The sequence below is a fragment of the Persicobacter psychrovividus genome (assembly GCF_036492425.1).
GTDB lineage: Bacteria > Bacteroidota > Bacteroidia > Cytophagales > Cyclobacteriaceae > Persicobacter > Persicobacter psychrovividus.
Genome location: NZ_AP025298.1, coordinates 55,219 through 78,041, shown reverse-complemented (window position 1 = coordinate 78,041; position 22,823 = coordinate 55,219). Strand labels below are relative to the sequence as shown.

Sequence of the window (22,823 nt, the reverse complement as noted above, 5' to 3'; positions counted from 1 at the left end):
GTATATTTGGCTACATTATGAACGCATATAAATACTATGCTTATAAATCAAAGACCTACGAAATACATAAAAAATATGAGTTGGATACCGCCCAGTCAGGGATGGTTACTTACGGACCAAATTGGGAGTACCATAACCAGTGGGGGGTAACAGAAGTTTATGTCGAAGGCTCAGCTTTAGAGAGAGGAGATGCAATTGGTGCTTTAACGCAGGATCAAATCAGGCGTCAAGAGCAGGTGTTTATTGATCAGATCAACACCTTGATTCCTTCGACGTCTTACCGCAATTTACTCCATGCTTTGATTCGGCATTTCAATAGAAAGCTGGAAGAAAATGTTCCTGCTGAATATCTGAAAGAAATTTATGGGCTTTCACAATACGCATCCAGTGACTATAATTTTATAGGGGATAAATACCATAGAATACTCAACTATCATTCTGCTCACGATATTGGGCATGCATTGCAAAATTATATGTTGGTAGGCTGTACCTCATTTGTTGCCAGGAACGAAGCTACAGCAGACAGTAGTTTGCTCGTAGGTCGTAATTTTGATTTTTATGTAGGAGATGCTTTTGCAAGAGATAAAATTATCCTTATCGAAAAACCAGACAAAGGCTACAAGTTTATTTCTATTACTTGGGGAGGTATGATCGGTGTACTTTCTGGAATGAATGAGAAAGGAGTTACGGTTACCTTGAACGCGGCAAAATCTGATATCCCTACGGCCTCAAGCACTCCGATATCAATTATTGCACGTGAGATCCTACAGTACGCCTCAAGTATCGACGAAGCATATGCTATCGCCAAAAAACATCGCGCTTTTGTTTCGGAAAGTTTGTTGATATCAAGTGCTGTAGACCACTCTGCCTCATTAATTGAAATATCCCCCAATGACATTGACATCGTTCCCATGACGAAAAGTACATTGGTATCAACCAACTTTTTTCAAGGGGAAAAACTAGGACCGAACCCAAATAATATTGAGTTCAAAACAATGGGGTCGTCCTTGTATCGGCACCAACGTGTGGAAGAATTATTAAGAGAGGATCAACCATTGACCTCAACAAAAGTGGCTGAAATCCTCAGAGATAGAGCAGGTAAAGGAGGTGAAGATATTGGACTGGGGAATGAAAAGTCGATTAATCAGTTAATTGCGCATCATGGAGTTATATTTAAGCCAGAGCAACAACAAGCCTGGTTTTCTACTGCTCCCTATCAGTTAGGTGAATTTATCAAATACGATCTTCACCATATTACTGCCTTCAGTAAGGATTTTAAGCTGTCCGAAAATAGCGGAGTAAGTGATATCGCCGAAGATCCATTTATACACACGGCAGCTTTCCATAATTATGAGATTTACAGAAAAGAAAGATTGAAAAATATTGATTTTTCATCTAAAGAAAAATGCCAAGTCTATATTAGCTTGAACCCAAATAGTTATGCTCCCTATCTAAAAATAGGTAATTACTTTTATGAACATAAAGACTTCAATCGAGCTGTAGAATTTTATCATAAGTGCCTGAAGCATGTTGTAGAAAATAAATACATAATTGCTGAATTGAACAAAAGAATTAATGAATACGAAAAAAAATAATCCCAATTGGAATATCCCATCGGCACACTATAATTCAGACCATTGGAAACGAGATCAATTGGCAAGTCTTCAAGAAAGCCTCCGATTTATTTTTGAATATTCACCTTTTTATAAACAAAGGTTGGGAGAACAGCAACTTCCTTTAGGTTTTTTACAACAAATTTCTGACCTGCAAAAGTTTCCAGTCACTACTAAAGAGGACTTGCAATTACATAATGAGGACTTTTTTTGTGTGGAAAAGCATCTGATTAGGGATTTTTGTACTACCAGTGGAACCCTCGGTGAGCCTGTGAACTTTGGACAAACTGAAGCCGATTTGGAACGCTTATCTGAAAATGAACGACTAACTTATTTAAGTGCAGGAGTTACTCTTCATGATGTAGTACAGTTAACCACTACTATGGATAAGCGTTTTATGGCCGGACACGCTTACTATTTGGGAGCAAGAAATTTAGGTGTTCCCTTTATACGATGTGGAATGGCTCCTGTGAGTTTGCAGCTTGATACTATTGCTCGATTTGGAACAACGGTTTTGATAAGCGTTCCGTCGTTTATTTTAAAGCTAATTCAATACGCTAAAGATGAAAACATAAACCTTTCCGAAACCACTGTCAAGAAGATAATCTGTATAGGAGAGCCTGTCAGAGATCAGTATTTCGAGTTAAATACACTTGGTAAGCTCATTCATGACCAGTGGGATGTTGAGCTTTACAGCACTTATGCATCAACTGAAATGGCAACAGCCTTTACTGAATGTAAACACAGTAAAGGAGGCCATTTATTTCCTGAACTGATCCATATTGAAATACTCGATAAAAATGATCAGCCCGTAGAGGAAGGACAGCCAGGAGAGGTTTGCATTACTACTATTGGTGTGGAAGCAATGCCATTGATTCGTTTCAAAACTGGGGATATTGCTATTTTACACACCGAAACATGTGATTGTGGTCGTACAACGCCACGACTATCTCCGATTATAGGTCGAAAAAAACACTTACTGAAATTTAAGGGAACTTCTATCTATCCAAATTCTATATATAATGTACTGAACAGGTTCGAGGATATTGATGATTATATTATAGAAGTATGCTGCTCTGAAATAGGGCAGGATCTTGTTCGTATTTTGTTGGAGAATACGCCAAAAGTGATCGCCTTACAGTATCATATTAAACAGACTTTGCAATCTGAACTTCGTGTCCTTCCTGAGATTGTTTATATTAATAAGAGTGAAATAAGGAAAATGAAGTATCCAAAAAATAGCCGAAAACCAGTGACATTTATAGATTTAAGATAAATATTTATGAATTATAATTATTAAAGTAGGAAATGCTATTTGATGATGAAAAAATAAATTGGGAATTAGTTTTTTTCATACATAATACGGTTATTGTTAATATTATTAATCAAATATAGATTGTAATAATCGGAAAAAGACTATTCAATTGTTTGATATTAATTTAAATTTTTAACTTTATAAATTATGAGATTATTTTTTGTACCCGCACTACTTCTATGTTTATTTAGCTCTTTCACCGTAAAGGATAGTGTTGGGCATGGCAGACCCACAGCAAGCGAGGTTCGAAGTGCAAATGCTGGTTTATCAGCAGGGGTAAAAGTATTTTTAACATTTGAGGATATATCAGGAGAAGTTAATGTCAATGGGGACAATGCGGTAGAAATGTTAGCAGATTACTTATATGATCGTACCAATTGCACTATCGTGGATGACGCAAATGCTGCAGATTACATTTTGAAGTTAAACGTCATTGAGAAAAAAATGACATATCGACGAGCAAGACTTGTTGTCTTAACAACTGAAGAAAAGGAGATATTCAATTCTGATTGGAAAGTAGGATCAAGTGATTTTTATAATGGATTTTCTGGATCAAGACAAGCAATTAAGCGAACCTTGACTAAAGGACTTTTTAAACAGTATAAAAATATTTTAAAGTAATTTATCAATTACGACTGAAGGTTAATGGGGAATTATCCCCATTAACCTCTCTAAAATCCCCAGTCTATTTAACATAAACCTTATTATATAATCCTTTGCATCGTCCTGAATACAGTTGGTAATACTTCAATAAAAGACTATAAAACAACCTATTCACAAAAAGGAAAAAAAGAAATAAAAATTTTCTCAAAATAAATTCGGTCACTTGCTCAACGTTTCTGTGTTGAACTTCCTTGTAATAAGGAAATTTTGGCGCAGTATAAATTTTTCAACCCATCACTTCAACGTCAGTTATAAGCTTATAGAACCAAACATCACTGATCATGAAAAAGATCTTCCTACTGCTCTCCGGTATACTTTTATTGACAACAACAAACCTGATCGCACAAGAATCCCAAACCAACAAACCTCAACTGTCCCTCGATGCTGAACTGGGTTTTCTCTCGGTACTCAGTCACCGTGTGCAGTTCGGTCAAGACGGTACCTACTTTAATTATGTAGAAAATGGGGGGCAGGATGTGCTTTTCCCCTTCACCAGATTTTCGATTACTTTCAAGCCTTCCCCAAAAAATCATTGGGTGTTTTTGTATCAACCCCTTCGACTTGAAAGCAGTGAGGTGTTAAATGATGCCATCCGTGTCGATGGGCAGACCTTCCCCGCAGGCACACCGATGAACTTTCTTTATAACTTTCCCTTTTTCCGACTAAGCTACCTTCGTATTTTAAGTGATCCAGATAACGACCTTCGCTTTGGGATTGGGGCGAGTTTACAGATTAGAAATGCAACTATTAATTTTGCCTCTGCAGATGGCACTTTATTTCGAAGCAACAGAAATATAGGACCAGTTCCCGCCCTAAAATTTAAGCTGGAGAAAGACTGGGCAGAATATTACTTTCTGGAACTGGAAGCCGATGGGATGTATGCCCCAATCAGTTACCTGAATGGTAGCGATAACAAAACGATAGGATCGATTTTAGATGCCAATGCTCGTATGGGGTATCAGGTCAATAAACAGATGGCTACTTATCTGAATGTGCGGTATCTGGGCGGTGGCGCACTTAACGAGGATGAAAATGATTATACGAAAAACTGGCTAAATTTTTTGACCGTTTCCGTGGGCTTTAGATTGACATTATAGACTGATTCTCCCCTTGATATGACCGGCCTGAGGGTAGCATCATTTGTATTTATGCTGACATAAAAAAGGCCACACCTATTGGTGCGGCCTTCGTGGGTGTGGTAAGTGTCTACTGTTTAAGTAGTGTGGTGATTATGATTTTTTGTTTCTGGTGTTTAGAGGTGGTTTTCCAAAACTTCGAGGTTGTTGAAAATCTGGTAGAAGAAGCCGATAGATTTGGCATATTCATCTACAAGGATACGCTCATTTACACCGTGGAAACCTTTGAACTCGGTGGTTGATTCAAGCTGAATCGCCGTGATGGTATATACATCAGGGGCAAAATCTTTGGCCTGGAAGTGTTTTGAGTCTGATCCGCCGACCACAAAGAATGGTGATACGATCAAGTCATTACCCCAGATCTGACGGATGGTTTTTTCAAGGGCTTCATATCCTTTACCGGTAGGGTCGGCAATGTTTGTTGCCGGTGTGGATGCCGAAATATCACGGATGGTGATGCGGTCATCTTTGATGGCTTTTCTGATGTGTTCAATGATCACCTCTGGGGTGTCGCCTGGCATCGGGCGGAAGTTCACCACAGCAGTGGCCGTAGGCGGCAATACGTTGTCTTTGATTCCGGCATTGAACATTGTGGTGGCAATGGTGGTATGAAGCATCGCTCTTGTAACTTCATTTTTGGACATTTCATCGATAAACTCCTCTTCCATTGGCGTTACTTCACCGTCTTTCCCAAAAGCTACCGCTGCATAAAGTGGCTGTTTCTTTTCATCAAGTTCCGGTCCCATATAACGGTACTGGTGACGTACGGCAGGGTGAATTTTGTAAGGGAACTGTGCTTCCTCAAGCTTGGTGATGGCTGTGGCCAAAATACCAATGTTGGATTCTTCCGGTGGCATAGAAGAGTGCCCACCGATACCGTTGATTTCCAGCTCAAGACTGATAAACCCTTTTTGAGCAATACCGATCAAAGCCGTATTGTCTTTAATGCCCGGGAAAATTCCTGGTGTCAGTGGTGCAGACTCATCCATTACATAAGCAAATCTTTTGATGCCCCGCTGCTCCAGCACATCAGCAATATGTTTGGCGCCTTCATTTCCGCCCACTTCTTCATCCTGTCCGAAAACAAAATACATGGTTCGTGTTGGCTGCCATCCTTCTTTCAATCTCATTTCTGCGGCCTCAAGAATGGCGTGAATCTGGTTTTTATCATCCAGCACCCCACGTCCCCAGATATAGCCGTCTTTCACTGCACCCGAGAAAGGGTCTTCTTTCCACTGATCCCTTGAGTCTTCCGGCACAGGAACAACATCCTGATGGGCGTAAAACAATGCCGGCTCCAGACTTGGGTCGCTGCCTTCCCAGGTGTAAAGCAAGCTGTAAGGGCGCGGGTTACCGAGCAGTTCCCTTTTCAGATGCTTGTGCACATTCGGATAAGATTCCTTGATAAATGCATGGTAATCATCAAATGCCTGGGTATCAAAATCCTCACGGTCCTGATTGGAGATGGTCTTGAACTGCACGGCTTTCGACAGTCGGTCCACGGCTCCATCAAGATCAACATCAACGGTAATCTGCTCAATGCCCTGCATCTGCATGGAAGTGAAGTTTTTCAGCTCGCCATCCTGGGCGAAAGATGCCTTGGCGCTGGTCAGCAACACGAAGGCGGATAGAAGAAGATGTTTGATTTTCATATTTTTATTGTTTTGATCGATGTATTTTTTTTATTCCCAGGAGATAAGCGATTGTCGTTATCCCCTGATGACCTTACAAATATGCAAGCTTTCTCTGGTAGTTTGTTTGCATGTTCAGTTCAAGCTTTTGCATAAAATCGGCAAACAGATTTTTTATTATTTATTGCCCTGAAAAAGGCTATTCAATTTTTCAAATGGGCAGCTATAAAACTTACTATCGCCTCCATAAATTGAATCATCTGTCGCGAGACTCCGTCTCGTGACTTAATCATGACCCGGTTCCATGACTTGCTCATGACTTAATCTCGCAACAAACTGATCGCATTAACATTTGATCAGAAGGCATATTTAATCATCACCTGCCAGCGGGAGGCATGTCCTTTGGCGCCGTCCAGATTGGCCACATTTCCCCATCCGTATTCCACACCGGTGGTGGTTTGCTTGTCAATATTCCAGATCAGGTTGGCGTGCCCCATCAGTCCGGTGTTCAGCGTCGGCTCCTCACGTTCCGCAAGCTCGCCCCTTTTCAGGTAGGCCACCGCCACATTTGCCGATACTTTCTGCGTGATTTTGTATCCGCCACCAAGGGCCAAAGTAATGGCTTCTTCGGTGTCGAGAGTACCGTCAGGGTTCAGTACTGCCCCCTGATCCGTTCCGCCGAAAATAAGAATCTGATTGGTGAGTCCTTTATTATAAGCCGCGTGCCAGGTACCAAAAAGGCGGTCCGTGATCATCTGCCGGCCATTGAAAACCAGCCCATAACCTATCGCTGTGGCGTTGGGTCCCTCTTTGAGACCATACCATCTGACCTGCTGCATTTGTCCGCCGAACATCATCATGCTGCCATCTTTTTTGTTGTTGGTAATGCGGGCAGAGAGCAGTGGCATCACCGGCATGGTTTCTCCGGCGAGCTCATAGGGGTTGTAAATACCACCCAGGCTCGGCATTTCGAGTGCCACACCATACTGCCAGGTTTTGTAGAAATTCTGCTCGTAGCGCACCTGCATCGACCGTCCGCCGAACAGGGCATCACCTGCCGAGAAATCCATGATGAAAGGGAAAACCCGTAGATCCGAAAGGTTGGTCCAGGTTTGTCCGATCAGCAGGTTGCCGTATTTCACAAAAGCATGACGCAAACGCGGCACCCCGGCATGCAAAGACTCATCGAAGAAATCAAACTCCATGAAAAATTTCAGGTCCTTGCCCAGGCTTGTTTTCCTGCGGATATCAAAGTTGAAACGGGTTTCACGAAGGTGCATATTGAAGAACGGCCCGGCATTGGCTGCAGGCGTTCCGTGTACGGGTATCTGCCCCATGAGCAACTGATTCCGGCTTCCTGCCCCGGTGAGGTCGTAAATGGCATCCAGACGGAAATACCCGCCAAATTTCATGTACATATCCGTACCGGGCAATTTCCATGCACCAGGGAAGTTGGTCGTCATCACGCTGTCTTCCTCGGAACCCCTGAGGTTGTGGAAGTTATTTTGCGCGGCCACATTTTGCTGCAAACCAAACAGCAGCAATAAGCTCAGGGCAAGTTTGAAAATATTTGACATTATTGATCGTGATAGATGTTCGAAATTAAATTACCAGGGCAATGGAATTACTGGTGCAATCTGGAATCTGATTTGTCCTTTCGGGCCAAAACCTTCCGGCGCGGCCACATAGTGCCAGTACTGCACACTCAGTCGGATCGGCATCTTGCCAATGCGTGTTACCTTGTTGACCCCCGTTCCGACCGGCAGGGTCAGGCGGCTGCCCTTCGCTCCATTGTGGTTGTAGGCAAAGGTGGGTTGCCCCTGAATTTGCCATCCATTTTTCAGGTTTACCGTGTAGAAATACTGACCCGCAGTGATGCTCGCCCGCTCGCCGTTCATCGAGGCAGGCAACATTGGGCTACCCATTCCGGCGCTCATGGCCAAGCCCATATTCAGCGGCGAATGCATGCCCATCTGAGTGGCTTCCACAGGATCGAGGGTATTCAAACTCCAGGCGTGGTTGATCATCACACCGGCAACCCCCCATTTGAAAATCTGTGCGACCATAAACTCAGGTCCCATGGTGGTGAATTTCGAACGCAGTTGCTCATCCGTAGCCGTAGGGAAGCCCCCAAACACCCCGGCAATGGTAATCGTTTTTGACGACCAGGTTTTCCCGATGGCAATATCAGCACTGATATTCCCAAGGTTAACCCCTTTTTGCTCGAAGCCTCCATCGCCATAAACCGGCTGACTGATCACCAATGGAATAAGCGGACGCACGAAAAGGTTAAGTCCCGGCGACAACGGAATCGGGAGACTCGGCTGAAAATTGGCCACCACACCAAACTGCTGATTGGCCCCATTGAGGGTACCGCTGTATTGAATAAAATCTATGGGAACGGCGAAAGTTCCGAGCGTAGTGTTCGGGTTGGCCAGCTCTTTGGCAATTCGCTCTTCATCGTTGTCTTGCGACTCCGCAGCTTCCTCCTGGGCCATGGCCGGCACGCTCAGTAACAGGGCGGTCAGCAGAAAGAAACCACCGCGCAAAAGCTTATTAAATTTGATTGTAGATAGATTCATGCTTCATGTATTTTTTGGATGAGTATTGGGAATTGGGAAAAAATGATCCTCTGTTTCATTTTGTGACTTCCGCCTTCCGACCTTACAAAGGTGCATGATTCCGGTGGTTTCTTGTTTGCACGTTCAATGCAAGAATTTGCATAAAAATGTCAAACTTAAAAATATACGGCTTCAATGGGTATTGATTATTAGCCTAAGGATAGACCTCAGCAGAAAAGAAAAAATTATTCATATGAATAGGATTATAAAAGGCTTGGTTAATGATTTTTACTAACTATTTTCATTAAAATTTAATATAAAATATTTAAACATGCAAGAATCTCCCTTAGCGCTTCAATAACTTCCTCAATCCATCTTTAATTCAGTTGGCATGATCTGAAAAGCGTGCTAATCAACGCCGCGACAATAACCATTGATGATTTGTTCACATCAGGTAAATTGGCCCATAAATAAGTCCTTCAACTCCAGCCATCCACCAAAATGTATATGACATTCGAAAATCTGTATAAGGATTTTGCCTGACTTCCTACCGACCTTTGTCATGTGCTCATTAACAGTTAAACAAAAGTCGAAATGGAAGCGAATCAATTTGGAAAACAAGGATGGACCCCCGAAAGGATAGGAGACCTCAGAGGTAAAACATTTGTTATCACAGGTACAACGAGTGGTACAGGCTATGAGGCTGCAAGGATTTTACTTTCAAAAGGGGCAACGGTGATGATGCTGAACCGCAACCCCAAAAAATCAGCGGATACCATTGCTGCATTGAAGCAAACATTAGGAGAGAAAATTGATGTTTCGGCCATTGAAATGGATTTGTCAGATCAGGCGTCAGTCAAATATGCAGCCCAACAGGTGAAGGCTTCGGTGCCTCAGATTGATGCCTTGATCTGTAATGCGGCCATTGCTCAGGTGCCTTCCCGTGTGCTGACCAAGGATGGTTGGGAAAGTCAAATGGGCACCAACTATTTCGGCAACTTCACCTTGCAGGCATTGTTGTTTCCATTGATAGAAAAGTCAAAAGGACGGATTGTAACGGTGGGAAGTATGGGCTATGATATGGGACTGAAGACGATCAAGTTCGACGATTTAAATTGGGAAAAAGACTACACTCCCAACAATGCTTATAGCCAAAGCAAGCTGGCGCAGATCATGTCGGCTTATGAATTACAGGACCGATTGAATGCATCTGACCATTCGGAGGTGAAGGTGTATGCCTGCCACCCTGGATCGTCAAGAACCAACCTGATCAGTACAAATGGCAGTTTTATGATGAAGGTGATTTTTGGTTTGATGAAATTATCTCCACTGACCCAAACGGCAGAGAAAGGAGCCTACCCTGAATTGATGTGCGCTACTGAGCCTGAGCTCGACCCTGCGGGTTTTTACGGCCCAACAGGTCGGAGTAATTGGGTTGGTGCTGTTGGGGCACACCCGATTGAACCACATGCAAAGGACAAAGCCATCTCAAAAAGATTGTGGGAACTTTCGGAAAAGGTTACAGGTATAAAGTGGAATGTTTAAATTAGGAATATGCAGCATTTTAAAACTCTACCCGATTATTTTGATTATCTAAAACTGCCTCGGCCAGAGCACCCAATGTTAAGTGTTCTCAATGCCAAAGGCGAAGGTGTTTTGCCCTGCGCCATTGAAAGCTCCCCGCCCATCACCAATGACTGCTACTCGATTAGCCTAAAAAAATATGTGCACGGCGACCTGAACTATGGGCGTACGAAATATGATTTCACCAACGGGGCGCTGATATTTATCGCACCAAGGCAGGTTCTGCAATGGGACAATAATGTCATTTTCGAGCAACAAGGCTTTTCAATAAATTTTCATGAAGACTTTCTGAAGGGAACCGACCTGGCGCAACAAATCAAAAAGTATGGTTTCTTCTCCTATTCGATCAATGAGGCTTTGCACTTGTCTCCCAAAGAAGAAAAACAGATCACATCGATTGTCGATAATATTGAAATGGAGTATCAGAACAATCAGGATATTTTCAGCAAGGAAATCATCATCTCTCAACTGACGACTTTGTTGAAATATGCGAATCGTTTCTATGAAAGGCAATTTATCCATCGAAAGGAGGTATCGAATGACCTGCTGGAACAATTCAACCAATACCTGACGACCTATTTTGAATCAGGGCAATTGCAGGAGAAAGGCATTCCGAGCATAGAACATATTGCTGCGCAAATGTCGGTTTCCCAACGTTATTTAAGTGATATGCTCAAAAAGGAAACAGGTAAAACCACCACAGAGCATTTGCATTTGCACCTTATCGGCGAGGCCAAGAATGCGCTGCTACAACCCCATAAAAGTATTGCCGATGTGGCGTATGAGCTGGGCTTTGAATACCCGCCCTATTTTTCACGCTTATTCAAAAATAAAGAAGGCATCAGCCCAAGTGAGTACAGAAACAAATATAAATTGAATTGAGAAATGGACTTATTGAAATTATCAACCGACTGGGCAAGAGCGGAAGTGTTCTCTGCAAAATTTTTTATCCTATTCGGCCTCTTATTTATCTTGGCAACCATCGGGTTTTATCAACTGGGAAAAACAGAAGTCGCCAAAGCCTATGTTTACCCTACTTTGGTTGTGGGAATTTTACTGACCATCATCGGAGCAGGACTGCTCTATGCCAATACAGAAAGAATCCGAACTTTTGAGGTGGCCTACCGCACCGATGCCAAAGCCTTCCTTGAATCCGAAATTGATCGGGCAGAAAAAACAATCAAGGAATATGAAACGGTTGTCTTTACTGCCATCCCGATCATCATTATCGCCTGCGCCCTGCTGATCATCTTCCTCAATACTCCCACCTGGAGAGCGATAAGCATCACCACTATTGCCATGATGGTTTGTATCCTTCTGGTAGATGGCACAGCGCAAAAGCGGATCGCTGAGTATCATGAGCAGCTGTTGAGGATTAACAACAATTGATCGGTGGCAAGGGCTGGAATCACCTTTAATTATTGTAATTTAAGGTATCAACTTTTTAGTCCAACTTAGCTCATTGGTTATGCGAATTAGTCACAAAATTTTAATCTTCTTTTGCATTTTCTTATCCGTTCATGCTACTGCCCAAAATATAGGGATCATCCATGATAAAGATGGGTACACCAATATCAGATCTACTACGCGCCCTAAGTCAAAGATTGTGGGTAAAATTAACGAAACCCAACAATTTGTATTTTATTCGTCAGACACCACCAATTGGTGGAAAGTAAAACTAATAGATAAAAAGGGCTCTTCCAAAGAAGGCTTTGTCCATAAATCAAGAATTCGAGCACTATATCAATCCGAAAAAATCAAAGAAGTTCGCTACCATCAGTACGGAGCAACAGCCTCCAGCTTTCGCCTGATGAAAAGAAATATCGACAGCAATGATTTACCTGATTCTTATTTAATAGAAACCATTGACATCCGTGGTAGAGTATGCGATTTAATATTTTTTTGGGAAGGAGAGATCGTTAGTAACCATTTATGCTATTTACCGCCATGGATCAAGTATGAATACCCTAATGACACCACTATTATCCACCGTAATTTCGATTCAAACGGCTCCCCATACTCAGATATAGAATGTGAAGTTTGGCATCAGACAACCTATCACCTAAACTCAGAACAAACGAAAATAATCAAAGTTAATCGTGAAGTGAAAATCGACACTGCGCAATACTTAAATGAGTACGGTTGGGATAAAGATCTTTTGTTTAATGTTCTGAGAGAGATGAATCAAACAGAACCAGGGCTTGGGTCGATTGAAGACTATAAAAAATCAACCGCCAAACTCAATGGAAAATTCCCTATAGGAGAGGAATTTAAACTGTATAAATACGGAGAACCTGATTTAGAATATGAAGAGATTAAAGCCCTCCTATTCAAATAACTACCCTTCAAAATCAACTAATACCATTGTGTTTCGGTGAGATACTTTAAGTAATTAGGACACAAACTCAACCCATCCATTGACGAAACAAAACACTCAGAATGACATTTTTATCAAAAGAAAAAATTTTATACAACTATATATATTTATCGGATTTGGTCTTTATTTCTCTATCACTAAAAAATGCTAAACATATTCAATATTCGCATCATAGAATTCACAGTAGCATCATTATGTTTCCATTTTGGACATCACTAAACCTCATTTCAATCCCTTTCTGCTATTCTCTTTTTGGTGCTGAATATTATATTGCTTTCTTCATCATCAATGGCTTAATTACTTGGGTTTTCGAATTTTACTTGGACAAAGAGCATGATAAACTAATGTTAGACAAAAAATACCTAAAGCAACGAAATAACTACTTTAAGGAATTTCAAAAAACAAGGAAAGGATGGAAGTATAGATTCTTTAATGAGTATATGCTCCTATTTTCATACTCTTTGTTCTTCTTATCAATTTTACCCCTTATTCATTAATCGATTCAACCTATGAGAAAATCAATATTTACCTTCATCCTGTTGGCCAGTTTGAATATCACCGCAAATGGTCAACAACAAACCTTGCGCCCATTAAGAGATTTAATAAACACCATGGATCCAGGGTGGGCAATAATTGAAGGCTGGCTTAAAACAGCAAAAAATGACATCAAAATACTACCTAAAGAACAAATAAAAGCTGACTCTGCACTGTATTATACTCAAGTAACCTCAAGATCTCTAATGGGTGCTATAATCTATGAAAGCGGAGGAATTTTAGTAGATAATGGATGGCTAAGAATACTTGGATCAGGTTCAAAGGAATTAAATAGAAGCCTACCCGAATGGAATAAGGGAAAGTCATTTGAGAACTATGGCCAAGCTCCAGCATTTCTGCTCATTGCAGATGATGTAATTGGAGGAATGTATGCCATAAACGGTGGAGCTTTCGGTATGGCAACCAGAGGAAAGGTGTACTATTTTTCACCTCAACATCTGAAATGGGAATGCATTAACATGAGTTACTCCGAATTTATCCACTGGGCTTTTCACCAAGATCTAAATGAGGTTTATGAAGAATTACGTTGGTCAGATTGGAAAACAGAGGTAAAATCAATCAGTGGTAATCGAGTGATGTTCTTTTACCCTTTTCTTTTCTCTGCTTATGACAACATTGATGGACTTAACCGAAAAACGGTTCCGATAAATGAAACATGGCAATTTTACATGAAGCAAACTAAGCAATAGATAGGGGTTTGTTTCTTAATATAAAGGTCTATTATTGTTAACCTTTTCAATAATAGACCTAAATGTATTTAACTTTTCTTAAGTGATATTTTTTAGATAGAAATTCACTGTAGCACTATACTCATCAAAAAGCACAAACCACCTCTTTCCCCTCAAAAGCAACACCCATACACAAAATATCCGTATGCCCATGAGCTTTGATTTCATCCAGATAATCCCTGTCATGGATTTGTTTTAAGGCATCTTCGGCAAGAGATTGCAAGTCGCCTTTGTCATCTTTGTCTTTCTTCTTGAATTCCAAAATCCACGCTTTTGGATTGGAAGTATCTTTGGGGTAAAAATAAATATCCGCACGCCCGTAACCGACTTCTCTATTCGATCGAATATGGTAATCCTTGTCCAAATGCGCCAATAAGCCCAACATAAAAGCGTGATAGATTTTTTCGCTATTGCCTTCTTTGCCGATATCAAAATAACTGAAAGATGTTTTTACATATTGCGCCAAAGCGTCGGCAAAAGTGTTGGCTCTTTGTTCCAACAAAGCCTTCATCAAATCAGTATCCCCAGCCTGAGTAACACCATTACCCAAATAACCTTCGAGCATACGGCGAAACATGAGCTCAATTTCCTTGTTCGGGATGCGCAATTTATAGGATTGAAAATGATCAAACACCTCGGCCGTCAGGTAACCACTGAAAAGCAAAAGCCCCAATACGGTCGCATTCTTTCCTGCGTATAAATCCTTGAACACCGTAAACTCTTCAATCGAAGTCGTCACCTTCTTCCCTTTCAGCAAATCGAACAATACATCCTGCGTCTCCTTATCTGCCTTCGGCAAAATTTCCTTGATCAGATCATTGGAGGAAGTATTGACCCAATGAGGCTTCAGTCCATCTTTTGGATGTGCCACATAATTAAGAATCGACCACGGATTGTAGATCTGAGTCGTTCCTCCAAAGGAATACCCATTGTACCATTCAGCCACCGCATCACGATTTTCAGCAGAACCCGCATCATCCAATAGCTGATCTACCTCTGCCTGCGTCAGACCGAATCTTTCCGAAAAATTGGCATTGAGAATGGAATAGGTAATGATATTATTCAGTCCCGAAAAAATATTCTCCTTCGCTACGCGCAAGATCCCCGTGATGGCTCCTTTGGTCAGGTTTTCATTGTCCTTAAATCCCGCTGAAAGGAAATTACGCATAAAGGCAATCATCTCATCAAAATAGCCATAGCTGTAAGAGGCGTGGATAGGTGCGTCGTATTCGTCGATCAGGATAATCGGCTTGGCTCCATAGTGAATATTGAGCATATAACTCAGATCAGCAAGAAATCTTTCGACCTCCAACCAGTCCGTAGTTCGTCGAACGATGCCTTTTAAATAATCAAGATCAAACTCATCCAAAGCATCCGAGTTGAGTAATGCTTTAAATTGACGGCGGATCAAATTCCCCAAAAAAGAAATAAACTTCGCCTTGAAATCTTCCATCGAAGCACACTTCAATTCTTTGAAAGAAAGAAAAATCACAGGATACTTCCCTTGGTGTTGCCATGCGTCAGACTTCTGAATCGCCAAACCATCAAACAGTTTGGCATTCTCTTCGGCTTCCTGCACATCATAAAAATACTTCAGCATACTCATGTTGAGCGTCTTACCAAATCGACGTGGACGAGGAAACAGATAGGTTTGTGCACCATTTTTCATAATATCCTCGATCAACAAAGATTTGTCAATATAATAATCGCCTGCCTGTCGAATTTGTCGAAAATCGGATTTGCCTATGGGTAAATTATTCATGATGCTGATTTTGTGCTTTGAATGCAATATAAGGATTTTTTCAGTTTTGCTTTAAGCTAAACATTGGTTGCCCAAATGCCTTTTAAAAAGCACAAACCACCTCTTTCCCCTCAAAAGCAACGCCCATACACAAAAAATCCGTGTGTCCATGCGCTTTGATTTCATCCAGATAATCCCGCTCATGGATTTGCTTTAAGGCATCTTCGGCAAGGGATTGCAAGTCGCCTTTGTCATCTTTGTCTTTCTTCTTGAATTCCAAAATCCATGCTTTTGGATTGGAAGCGTCTTTGGGGTAAAAATAAATATCTGCACGTCCGTAGCCGACTTCTCGGTTCGATCGGATATGGTAATCCTTATCCAAATGCGCCAACAAGCCCAACATAAAAGCGTGATAGATTTTTTCGCTATTGCCTTCTTTGCCGATATCAAAATAACTGAAAGATGTTTTTACATATTGCGCCAAAGCGTCGGCAAAAGTGTTGGCTCTTTGTTCCAACAAAGCCTTCATCAAATCAGTATCCCCAGCCTGAGTAACACCATTTCCCAAATAACCTTCGAGCATACGGCGAAACATGAGCTCAATTTCCTTGTTCGGGATGCGCAATTTATAGGATTGAAAATGATCAAACACCTCGGCCGTCAGGTAACCACTGAAAAGCAAAAGCCCCAATACAGTCGCGTTCTTTCCTGCGTACAAATCCTTGAATACCGTAAACTCTTCAATCGAAGTCGTTACCTTCTTCCCTTTCAATAAATCGAACAAAACATCCTGCGTTTCCTTATCTGCCTTCGGCAAAATCTCCTTGATCAGATCATTGGAGGAAGTATTGACCCAATGAGGCTTCAAACCATCTTTGGGATGCGCCACATAATTGAGAATCGACCACGGATTATAAATCTGCGTCGTTCCACCAAAGGAATACCCATTGTACCATTCAGCCACCGCATCACGATTTTCAGCAGAATCCGCATCATCCAATAGCTGATCTACCTCTGCCTGCGTCAGACCGAATCTTTCCGAAAAATTGGCATTGAGAATGGAATAGGTAATGATATTATTCAGCCCCGAAAAAATATTCTCCTTCGCTACCCGCAAAATACCCGTGATGGCTCCCTTGGTCAGGTTTTCATTGTCCTTAAATCCCGCTGAAAGGAAATTTCGCATGAAGGCAATCATCTCATCAAAATAGCCATAGCTGTAAGAGGCGTGGATAGGTGCGTCGTATTCGTCGATCAAAAGCACGGGGGCGGTACCATGGTATCTTTTCAGTAAATCGCACAATAATCGTAGGGTCGCCTCCAATTCTGTTTGATTGACTTCCATATCCAACAAGCGAAGTAAAAGGCGTTTCTCACTTCTGACCAAGCCTTCCATGTGTTCCAAATAAGGAAAATTTCTTTCAATATAAGATGAAAAATAGAACAGACTTTTTTCAATGAAAATGTCCATCGAAGCACACTTCAATTCTTTGAAAGAAAGGAAAATAACGGGGTACTTCCCTTGGTGTTGCCATGCATCAGACTTCTGAATCGCCAAACCATCAAACAGCTTCGCATTTTCTTCGGCACCCTGCACATCATAAAAATACTTCAGCATACTCATGTTGAGCGTCTTACCAAATCGACGTGGACGTGGAAACAGATAGGTTTGCGCACTATTCTTCATGATATCCTCGATCAACAAGGATTTATCAATATAATAATCGCCAGCTTGTCGGATCTGCCTGAAATCGGATTTGCCTATGGGTAAGTTCTTCATGATGCTGATTTTGTGCTTTGGATGCAATATAAGGATTTTAGATTAAATCAACTTTCTATAAAAACCTCCTGCTCCAAGCATTTTTTGTATTGATGAAACAGCTCGATAATCCATGTGTACTCCTTCGGTAAAGCCGCCAACTGATAATGATTCAACTGCTGATCGTATAATTTTTTGTTGCCGTATTTGGCTAAAGAAAACTCAAAATCGTGTGGAATTAACAGCTTGGCACGATCCCCCAAATGGGTGGCATATTCCGAAAGAAAAATATTTATTCCTGCAAAATCAAAATCTCCAAAGTGTAGATATGGATGATTATTTTTCTGCATCCAACGGACAAAATCTTTATTCTGTGGATAGCGGGAAACAAACATATAAGGGCCATCGGTAAACAGGTGCTTTTGCTTGTGCAGCTGCCTGAAATTCTCCGCATTCTCAACCCCGACCACTACTACATCCTCAGGAATAATGAACTGCTCGTAATCATAAATAAAATGAAAAGCACCTTGCGTAGGGTGAAGAATAAATTCCTGACCATTCAAGGTGGTCGTCAGCGGCTCCAAAACGGTCACCATAAAACCAAAAAAGGTACGCTGATGCCGAACTTTCGAATCGCTACTTACTTTTATGGCTGAGGCCCGATCAACCTTCTCCTTTTCTTCTAAAAACACAAGGTATTGCTCCAAGTCATCAATCCCAAAATGACTCTGTAAATAAGCATCAAACGGAAGATTTGGATTCAAGAAAATACTTTTCGATCGGCGATTGATTTGCTGAACCAGCACAAGCTGATCCTCGACCATCTTTTGCCAAATTGCCAGTTTCAAATTTATTTTACTTGAAGGCAAGGTCTCCCCCGCCTTCAGTTGTAAAAGTACTTTCGCTTGCGCTATATTGATTTTCATGCCAAGGCGCTTTGTTTATTGCTGATAATTTTGGTTACCATCGTATGATTGGTCTGATGATTTTTATCCAATCGATAGATGTGACGGTAACTCAAAGGATTACTCTCGGTCGGTGAGCCATTGATCAATAGAATATTACGATCGTTGGCAAATTTCAAGATCCCCTTGACGTTGTTCGGGTGCAATTTCCCAATCTCATCCATCATACAATGCAGTTTGAAGTCTTTGAATTTTTTGGAAGAATCATCCTTATAGACATTCAAGAGCATAATATAGACCATCGCCTTGACCAAAATATCCGTTCCGTCGGAGCCCACACTCGAAAGGCGTTCGACCCAACCCGTATCATTTTGGTTTTCTTCCACTCTGAACATCAACTCAAAAGCATCCGAAAGATCCAGCTTCTCCCGCTTTTCATTCGCCAAAACCTTGTTCAGTCTTCCCAGCAAATCACTCACCTTCTCCCCCTGTGATCCCGAAGCATCAGAGAATAAGTTCATTGAGCCCATTGCATATTGATTTTCATCATTATATGCTTTAATTTCTTTCAGTAAAACCACTAAAGCATTCCGGCTGTCCTCGACTTTCATTTCAATTTTCTTGACCGCCCCAACGAAGTTTTTCTCCGTAAAATCACGATTTACCTTCTGAATAATGCGCTGAACTTTACCGGTCAAATTCACCAATTCGCCCGTTTCTTTACCAATCGAATTGATGATATGGGTAAAACGCTCACTACTACGCTCTTCGAACAATTTGATTTTATTTTCAGCAATAAACTGACGCAACTCCTTCGCAAAGTTCAATAGTTTTTCCGTCTCTAAGGGCGGTTGTCTCAAACTGAAAATATTGTCCTGATCCACACAAGTGAAGAATCTATTGGTTTGCTTTTTCAGACCATCCAAGGCCGCTTCCCGATGGCTCTCCAGCTCATGCAATTGAAGCAGATAAACACTCGCTTTCTCCTGCAAATCAATTTTTCTTCGGCTCAAATCCGCTGAATGATCCGTTTCTTCTGTGTCAATCACCATGTTTTCAGACTTCAGATATTGATACAAAGAACCATTTTCAAACTGCTTTTGATAAACCAAAATTCCCTCCGAAATATGATCACAAACCTTGCGCTGTTGCTCCGTCTGCTGTTTACGATCCGACAGCTGACGAATAAAATCTTTCTCCTGCGTCACAAAATCTTGCTCGGTTTCGATCAATTTCGACTGCAAAGCCAACTCCTCCCGTTCAAATTTCGGCAAATGATCCAGCAAATCCCTTTTGCGACTTTGATAAATCAACACCGTTTCCTTATGCCCTTCAATCTGCTGTAATTGCCGGTCAAGCTCCTTGATTTCCGCCTCAATGCGCCCAACCTGCTCGGTGTCCACCCCTTTCGAAGCCAAGGCCTGATCTCTTTCGGCCAACAGCTTTTTCGTTGTTTGTTCAAAAGCCAACTCCGCCTGATGCGCCTTCGCCTGCAAACCTTCACGCTCTTCTTCCGTCGCTTCAATCAGTTGCTTTTCCTCCTCATCAAATCTCGTCCTCAATGCCTGCAAATCCGCTTTGAGTTGCGAAGCAAGTGCTGATTTTTGACCTTTGAGTTGCTCCACCTTCGATTTTGCAAAGCTCAATTGCTCTTGTGCTTCAGCAATTTTCTCCTGCTTTTCAACCGTTGCCCGTTCTTCCAAACTTTTCAACTCTGCCTCTGCATCACGAATTTTTCTCTGCGCCTGCTGATGTTCATAAGTCAGCGTATCAATTTGTGTAGTCAGTGCCCCATTTTTCTTATTGAAAGCCGCCTGAAGTTTTTGTGCTGAAAGCTCAAATTCGCCCACTAATTGCTGATGCTCCTGCGCCAAATCTTGCAACTGCTTTTCCCCCTGCTTGATCTGCTGATGCATATTCTCCTGCGAATAATTTCCGTCAGGCAACTGATCCACATTCAACGCCACACCAAAGAAACTTCCTGAAGCAGCAGCATCTAACTGCGCTTCCACCTGCTTAGAAAAAAGCACCTCTTCCCGCACCACCTTACCGATATTCGACTGCCAATGGGGCTGGTGCTCATCCAACCAAGCATAGAAAGAATCCTTGGAATCATCGAGCTTTTGTTGCCACAAATCAAGGAACTCCTGCGCCGATTGCTGATGTTTTTTCAGTGCATCTTCTTTTTGCTGATGACCATATTTCAGCTCTCGATCATCCAAAGCAAACTGTCCTTTCAATTGGCTTTGCTCCTGTTTCAGCTCAGCCAACAATTGTGATTTTTGTTGAACATCCGCCGTCAAAGTAGCGCGCTTACCTTGCACCGCTTCCCGTTCTGCCTGAAAAAATGAATGATGCTTAACGGCTTCCACCTTCACCTGCTGATCCGTTTTTTGCTGATTTGCCTGCTCCATATCCGCATCCAGAACGGCCACCTTTTCTTGCTGACGATCCCGCAAATCATCTGCCTGTTGTTGTTTCTGAACGTTCAATTCCTCCTTCGCCCGAAGCAACTGCTTGTCCAAAACAATCTCCTGCTCCTTCAGCTGATTTTTTTGCGCCGATAATTTTTGCTCTTCCGCCAACTGCAAATTATTGAACTGTTGCGCAATCTCGGTGGACTGCTCCAATAGCACTGCCTTCTTATTTTCTAAACCGCTTTTTTCATTCTGAAGCACAGGCGCCTGCTTCACCTGATCAATAATCGACTGAATATCCATCGCCTCATATTCTTTCAAATATCGCTTAGCCTCCTCAATCTTGTTCCTGACGCCCCCCAATTGACCATCCAGCTCACTGCGCTGCTGAGCATACTGTCGCTTGCAATCTTCGATTTTTTGTCCCAATTCCCGACTGCCCTGCTCCAAGTCTGACAACCATTGCTTTTGCAAAGGTGACTGCTGTTGATACAAATGATACAGGCGCTGAAACTGCTCGGCGGTCTCGCTCATCGCACCTAATTGTCGGCTATACTCCTTGCGTTGCTCCTCTATTTTTTTGCAAATATTTTGACAGCGTGGCTCATTAAACCCTCGGATATCCTGCATCTGCCGATCAAAAGTCTCCAGATGTTTATTATAAGCCATCAAATCAATTTGATGATCTTCATTGTCCAAAGAAGAGATGATCGTTTTTTTGATGAAATCGGCATCCAGCTTTGCATTCAGAAAAATCGACTGAATCGTCTTGGGGATATTGCCATACTTACGCGACTCCATGATCGCATATTTCTTAAAACCAAGTCCCTGCTTGCCATTGCCATAAATTATGTCACGGAATTGATTGTTCTGCGAAACAATTTTTGAATAGGAAATTTTCTCGGTCAATAACGCCTTTTGTACCTGATCCCAACGCTCAAAAACGGCACCGTCTGTATCCATAAACAGCTTTTCCTGAAAAGGCGCATCAATGAATCGGAAGGCAATCCCCGACCGATGCTTGAAAGCCATCACGCAATACGTCCCCGTCTCCTTTTTGACCTCATATACCAAATAAGAATTCCCAAAAGGCAAATAGTAATCCGTAAACGACTTGCTTGTTGGCCCCGAAGGAATACCCAATCCGCTACCATTCACATTATAAAAATACAATATTGCACGTAACAAGGTGCTTTTCCCGACCCCCTGCGTTCCAATCAAATGTACATTGCCGTCCAGCTCTACCGAAGCAAATTTTACTGAGGCACTATTGATAAAAATGACTTTGTTTAAATATCTCATGAATGGTGTAAATCTTCGGTAATATCAATTTTTAGGATCAGTTTCTCGAGGTACCCCCAAGATGAAAGAACGCGGTAGCTTGACTCCAGCCCATCTTCCACCGCCAAAAAGCCCTCGTTCACCAATTCAGTGGTCAGTTTCTGTAACATCTCCAACTCGCTGCTTGCGGTGCCTTTACTGAAAATTCTAAGCTTTTCTTTTAATGCTGTATTGACCTTCAATTCGCCTGCAATTTCAGCAATGGAAAAGTGAACCCCTGCCGAAAAAGAGCTATTGAACGTCCTGAAAAAATCCATATAATCAATCCACTTGAAAGCAGCCTTTAACTTACGATCAAGTGCGGCCTTGTTTTCTCGTCGGGAAAAATAAAAATAGCCGTCGCCCTGCTCCAGCAAAAAGTTTAGTTCCCCAAAATCCTGCTGTAATTGTTCCAGATGTTCCTCGACTGCATCATACAACGGTCGGTCTTCCTTGGCGTTGGAACAGATAAATTTACCCTTGGATAGGCGTTCAAATATTTGTGCTTTATATTTCAT

The 22,823-nt window shown here is 41.9% G+C and carries 17 protein-coding genes; 9 read left to right on the top strand and 8 right to left on the bottom strand.

Annotated elements, in window-relative coordinates; genetic code table 11:
- Positions 1 to 17 precede the first annotated feature (17 nt).
- From AABK40_RS21930 to AABK40_RS21915, 4 genes are all read left to right on the top strand, one after another.
- On the top strand, positions 18 to 1,595 hold the full coding sequence (locus AABK40_RS21930; RefSeq protein ID WP_338399409.1) for a C45 family autoproteolytic acyltransferase/hydrolase: 1,578 nt from the start codon (positions 18 to 20) through the stop codon (positions 1,593 to 1,595).
- Positions 1,576 to 2,889 carry a flexirubin biosynthesis putative acyl-CoA ligase FlxY gene (flxY, locus tag AABK40_RS21925; protein ID WP_338399408.1) on the top strand — a complete coding sequence of 438 codons (1,314 nt, stop codon included), beginning with the start codon at positions 1,576 to 1,578 and terminating at the stop codon, positions 2,887 to 2,889. The genes AABK40_RS21930 and flxY overlap by 20 nt, the downstream gene beginning before the upstream one ends.
- A gap of 186 nt (positions 2,890 to 3,075) precedes the next feature.
- Entirely contained in the window at positions 3,076 to 3,549 is a 474-nt protein-coding gene (locus AABK40_RS21920) for a hypothetical protein (protein WP_338399407.1), read from the top strand.
- A gap of 323 nt (positions 3,550 to 3,872) precedes the next feature.
- Entirely contained in the window at positions 3,873 to 4,688 is an 816-nt protein-coding gene (locus AABK40_RS21915; RefSeq protein WP_338399406.1) for a hypothetical protein, read from the top strand.
- 155 nt (positions 4,689 to 4,843) lie between these two features.
- Here the strand turns inward: AABK40_RS21915 and AABK40_RS21910 are convergent, their stop codons facing one another.
- From AABK40_RS21910 to AABK40_RS21900, 3 genes are all read right to left on the bottom strand, one after another.
- Positions 4,844 to 6,379 (bottom strand): M20 family peptidase, encoded by a 1,536-nt coding sequence (locus AABK40_RS21910; RefSeq protein WP_338399177.1) that lies wholly within the window; start codon positions 6,377 to 6,379, stop codon positions 4,844 to 4,846.
- Between the two features lie 335 nt (positions 6,380 to 6,714).
- Complete coding sequence (locus AABK40_RS21905) at positions 6,715 to 7,935, bottom strand: DcaP family trimeric outer membrane transporter (RefSeq protein ID WP_338399178.1); 1,221 nt, start codon at positions 7,933 to 7,935, stop codon at positions 6,715 to 6,717.
- A gap of 30 nt (positions 7,936 to 7,965) precedes the next feature.
- On the bottom strand, positions 7,966 to 8,940 hold the full coding sequence (locus tag AABK40_RS21900) for a hypothetical protein (RefSeq protein WP_338399405.1): 975 nt from the start codon (positions 8,938 to 8,940) through the stop codon (positions 7,966 to 7,968).
- A 573-nt stretch (positions 8,941 to 9,513) separates the two neighbouring features.
- Here AABK40_RS21900 and AABK40_RS21895 point away from each other — a divergent pair.
- The 5 genes from AABK40_RS21895 to AABK40_RS21875 all read left to right on the top strand — a co-directional run bounded on the left by AABK40_RS21895 (position 9,514) and on the right by AABK40_RS21875 (position 14,124).
- The gene (locus AABK40_RS21895) at positions 9,514 to 10,464 is read left to right on the top strand and encodes an SDR family oxidoreductase (RefSeq protein WP_338399404.1); all 951 of its coding nucleotides are present in this window, start codon (positions 9,514 to 9,516) and stop codon (positions 10,462 to 10,464) included.
- A 9-nt stretch (positions 10,465 to 10,473) separates the two neighbouring features.
- On the top strand, positions 10,474 to 11,385 hold the full coding sequence (locus AABK40_RS21890; RefSeq protein ID WP_338399403.1) for a helix-turn-helix domain-containing protein: 912 nt from the start codon (positions 10,474 to 10,476) through the stop codon (positions 11,383 to 11,385).
- Positions 11,386 to 11,388: 3 nt separating this feature from the next.
- The gene (locus AABK40_RS21885; protein ID WP_338399402.1) at positions 11,389 to 11,892 is read left to right on the top strand and encodes a hypothetical protein; all 504 of its coding nucleotides are present in this window, start codon (positions 11,389 to 11,391) and stop codon (positions 11,890 to 11,892) included.
- A 79-nt stretch (positions 11,893 to 11,971) separates the two neighbouring features.
- The gene (locus AABK40_RS21880; RefSeq protein ID WP_338399401.1) at positions 11,972 to 12,841 is read left to right on the top strand and encodes an SH3 domain-containing protein; all 870 of its coding nucleotides are present in this window, start codon (positions 11,972 to 11,974) and stop codon (positions 12,839 to 12,841) included.
- Positions 12,842 to 13,389: 548 nt separating this feature from the next.
- On the top strand, positions 13,390 to 14,124 hold the full coding sequence (locus tag AABK40_RS21875) for a DUF2625 family protein (protein WP_338399400.1): 735 nt from the start codon (positions 13,390 to 13,392) through the stop codon (positions 14,122 to 14,124).
- A gap of 124 nt (positions 14,125 to 14,248) precedes the next feature.
- Here AABK40_RS21875 and AABK40_RS21870 read toward each other — a convergent pair whose 3' ends face one another.
- From AABK40_RS21870 to AABK40_RS21850, 5 genes are all read right to left on the bottom strand, one after another.
- Positions 14,249 to 15,925, bottom strand: a complete 1,677-nt coding sequence (locus AABK40_RS21870) for an AAA family ATPase (protein ID WP_338399399.1) — start codon at positions 15,923 to 15,925, stop codon at positions 14,249 to 14,251.
- Positions 15,926 to 16,007: 82 nt separating this feature from the next.
- Entirely contained in the window at positions 16,008 to 17,684 is a 1,677-nt protein-coding gene (locus tag AABK40_RS21865; protein ID WP_338399398.1) for an AAA family ATPase, read from the bottom strand.
- Between the two features lie 47 nt (positions 17,685 to 17,731).
- Complete coding sequence (locus AABK40_RS21860; RefSeq protein WP_338399397.1) at positions 17,732 to 18,589, bottom strand: hypothetical protein; 858 nt, start codon at positions 18,587 to 18,589, stop codon at positions 17,732 to 17,734.
- Positions 18,586 to 22,287, bottom strand: a complete 3,702-nt coding sequence (locus AABK40_RS21855; RefSeq protein WP_338399396.1) for an ATP-binding protein — start codon at positions 22,285 to 22,287, stop codon at positions 18,586 to 18,588. Before AABK40_RS21855 ends, AABK40_RS21860 begins: the two co-directional genes overlap by 4 nt.
- The gene (locus AABK40_RS21850) at positions 22,284 to 22,823 is read right to left on the bottom strand and encodes a condensin complex protein MksE (protein WP_338399395.1); all 540 of its coding nucleotides are present in this window, start codon (positions 22,821 to 22,823) and stop codon (positions 22,284 to 22,286) included. The genes AABK40_RS21855 and AABK40_RS21850 overlap by 4 nt, the downstream gene beginning before the upstream one ends.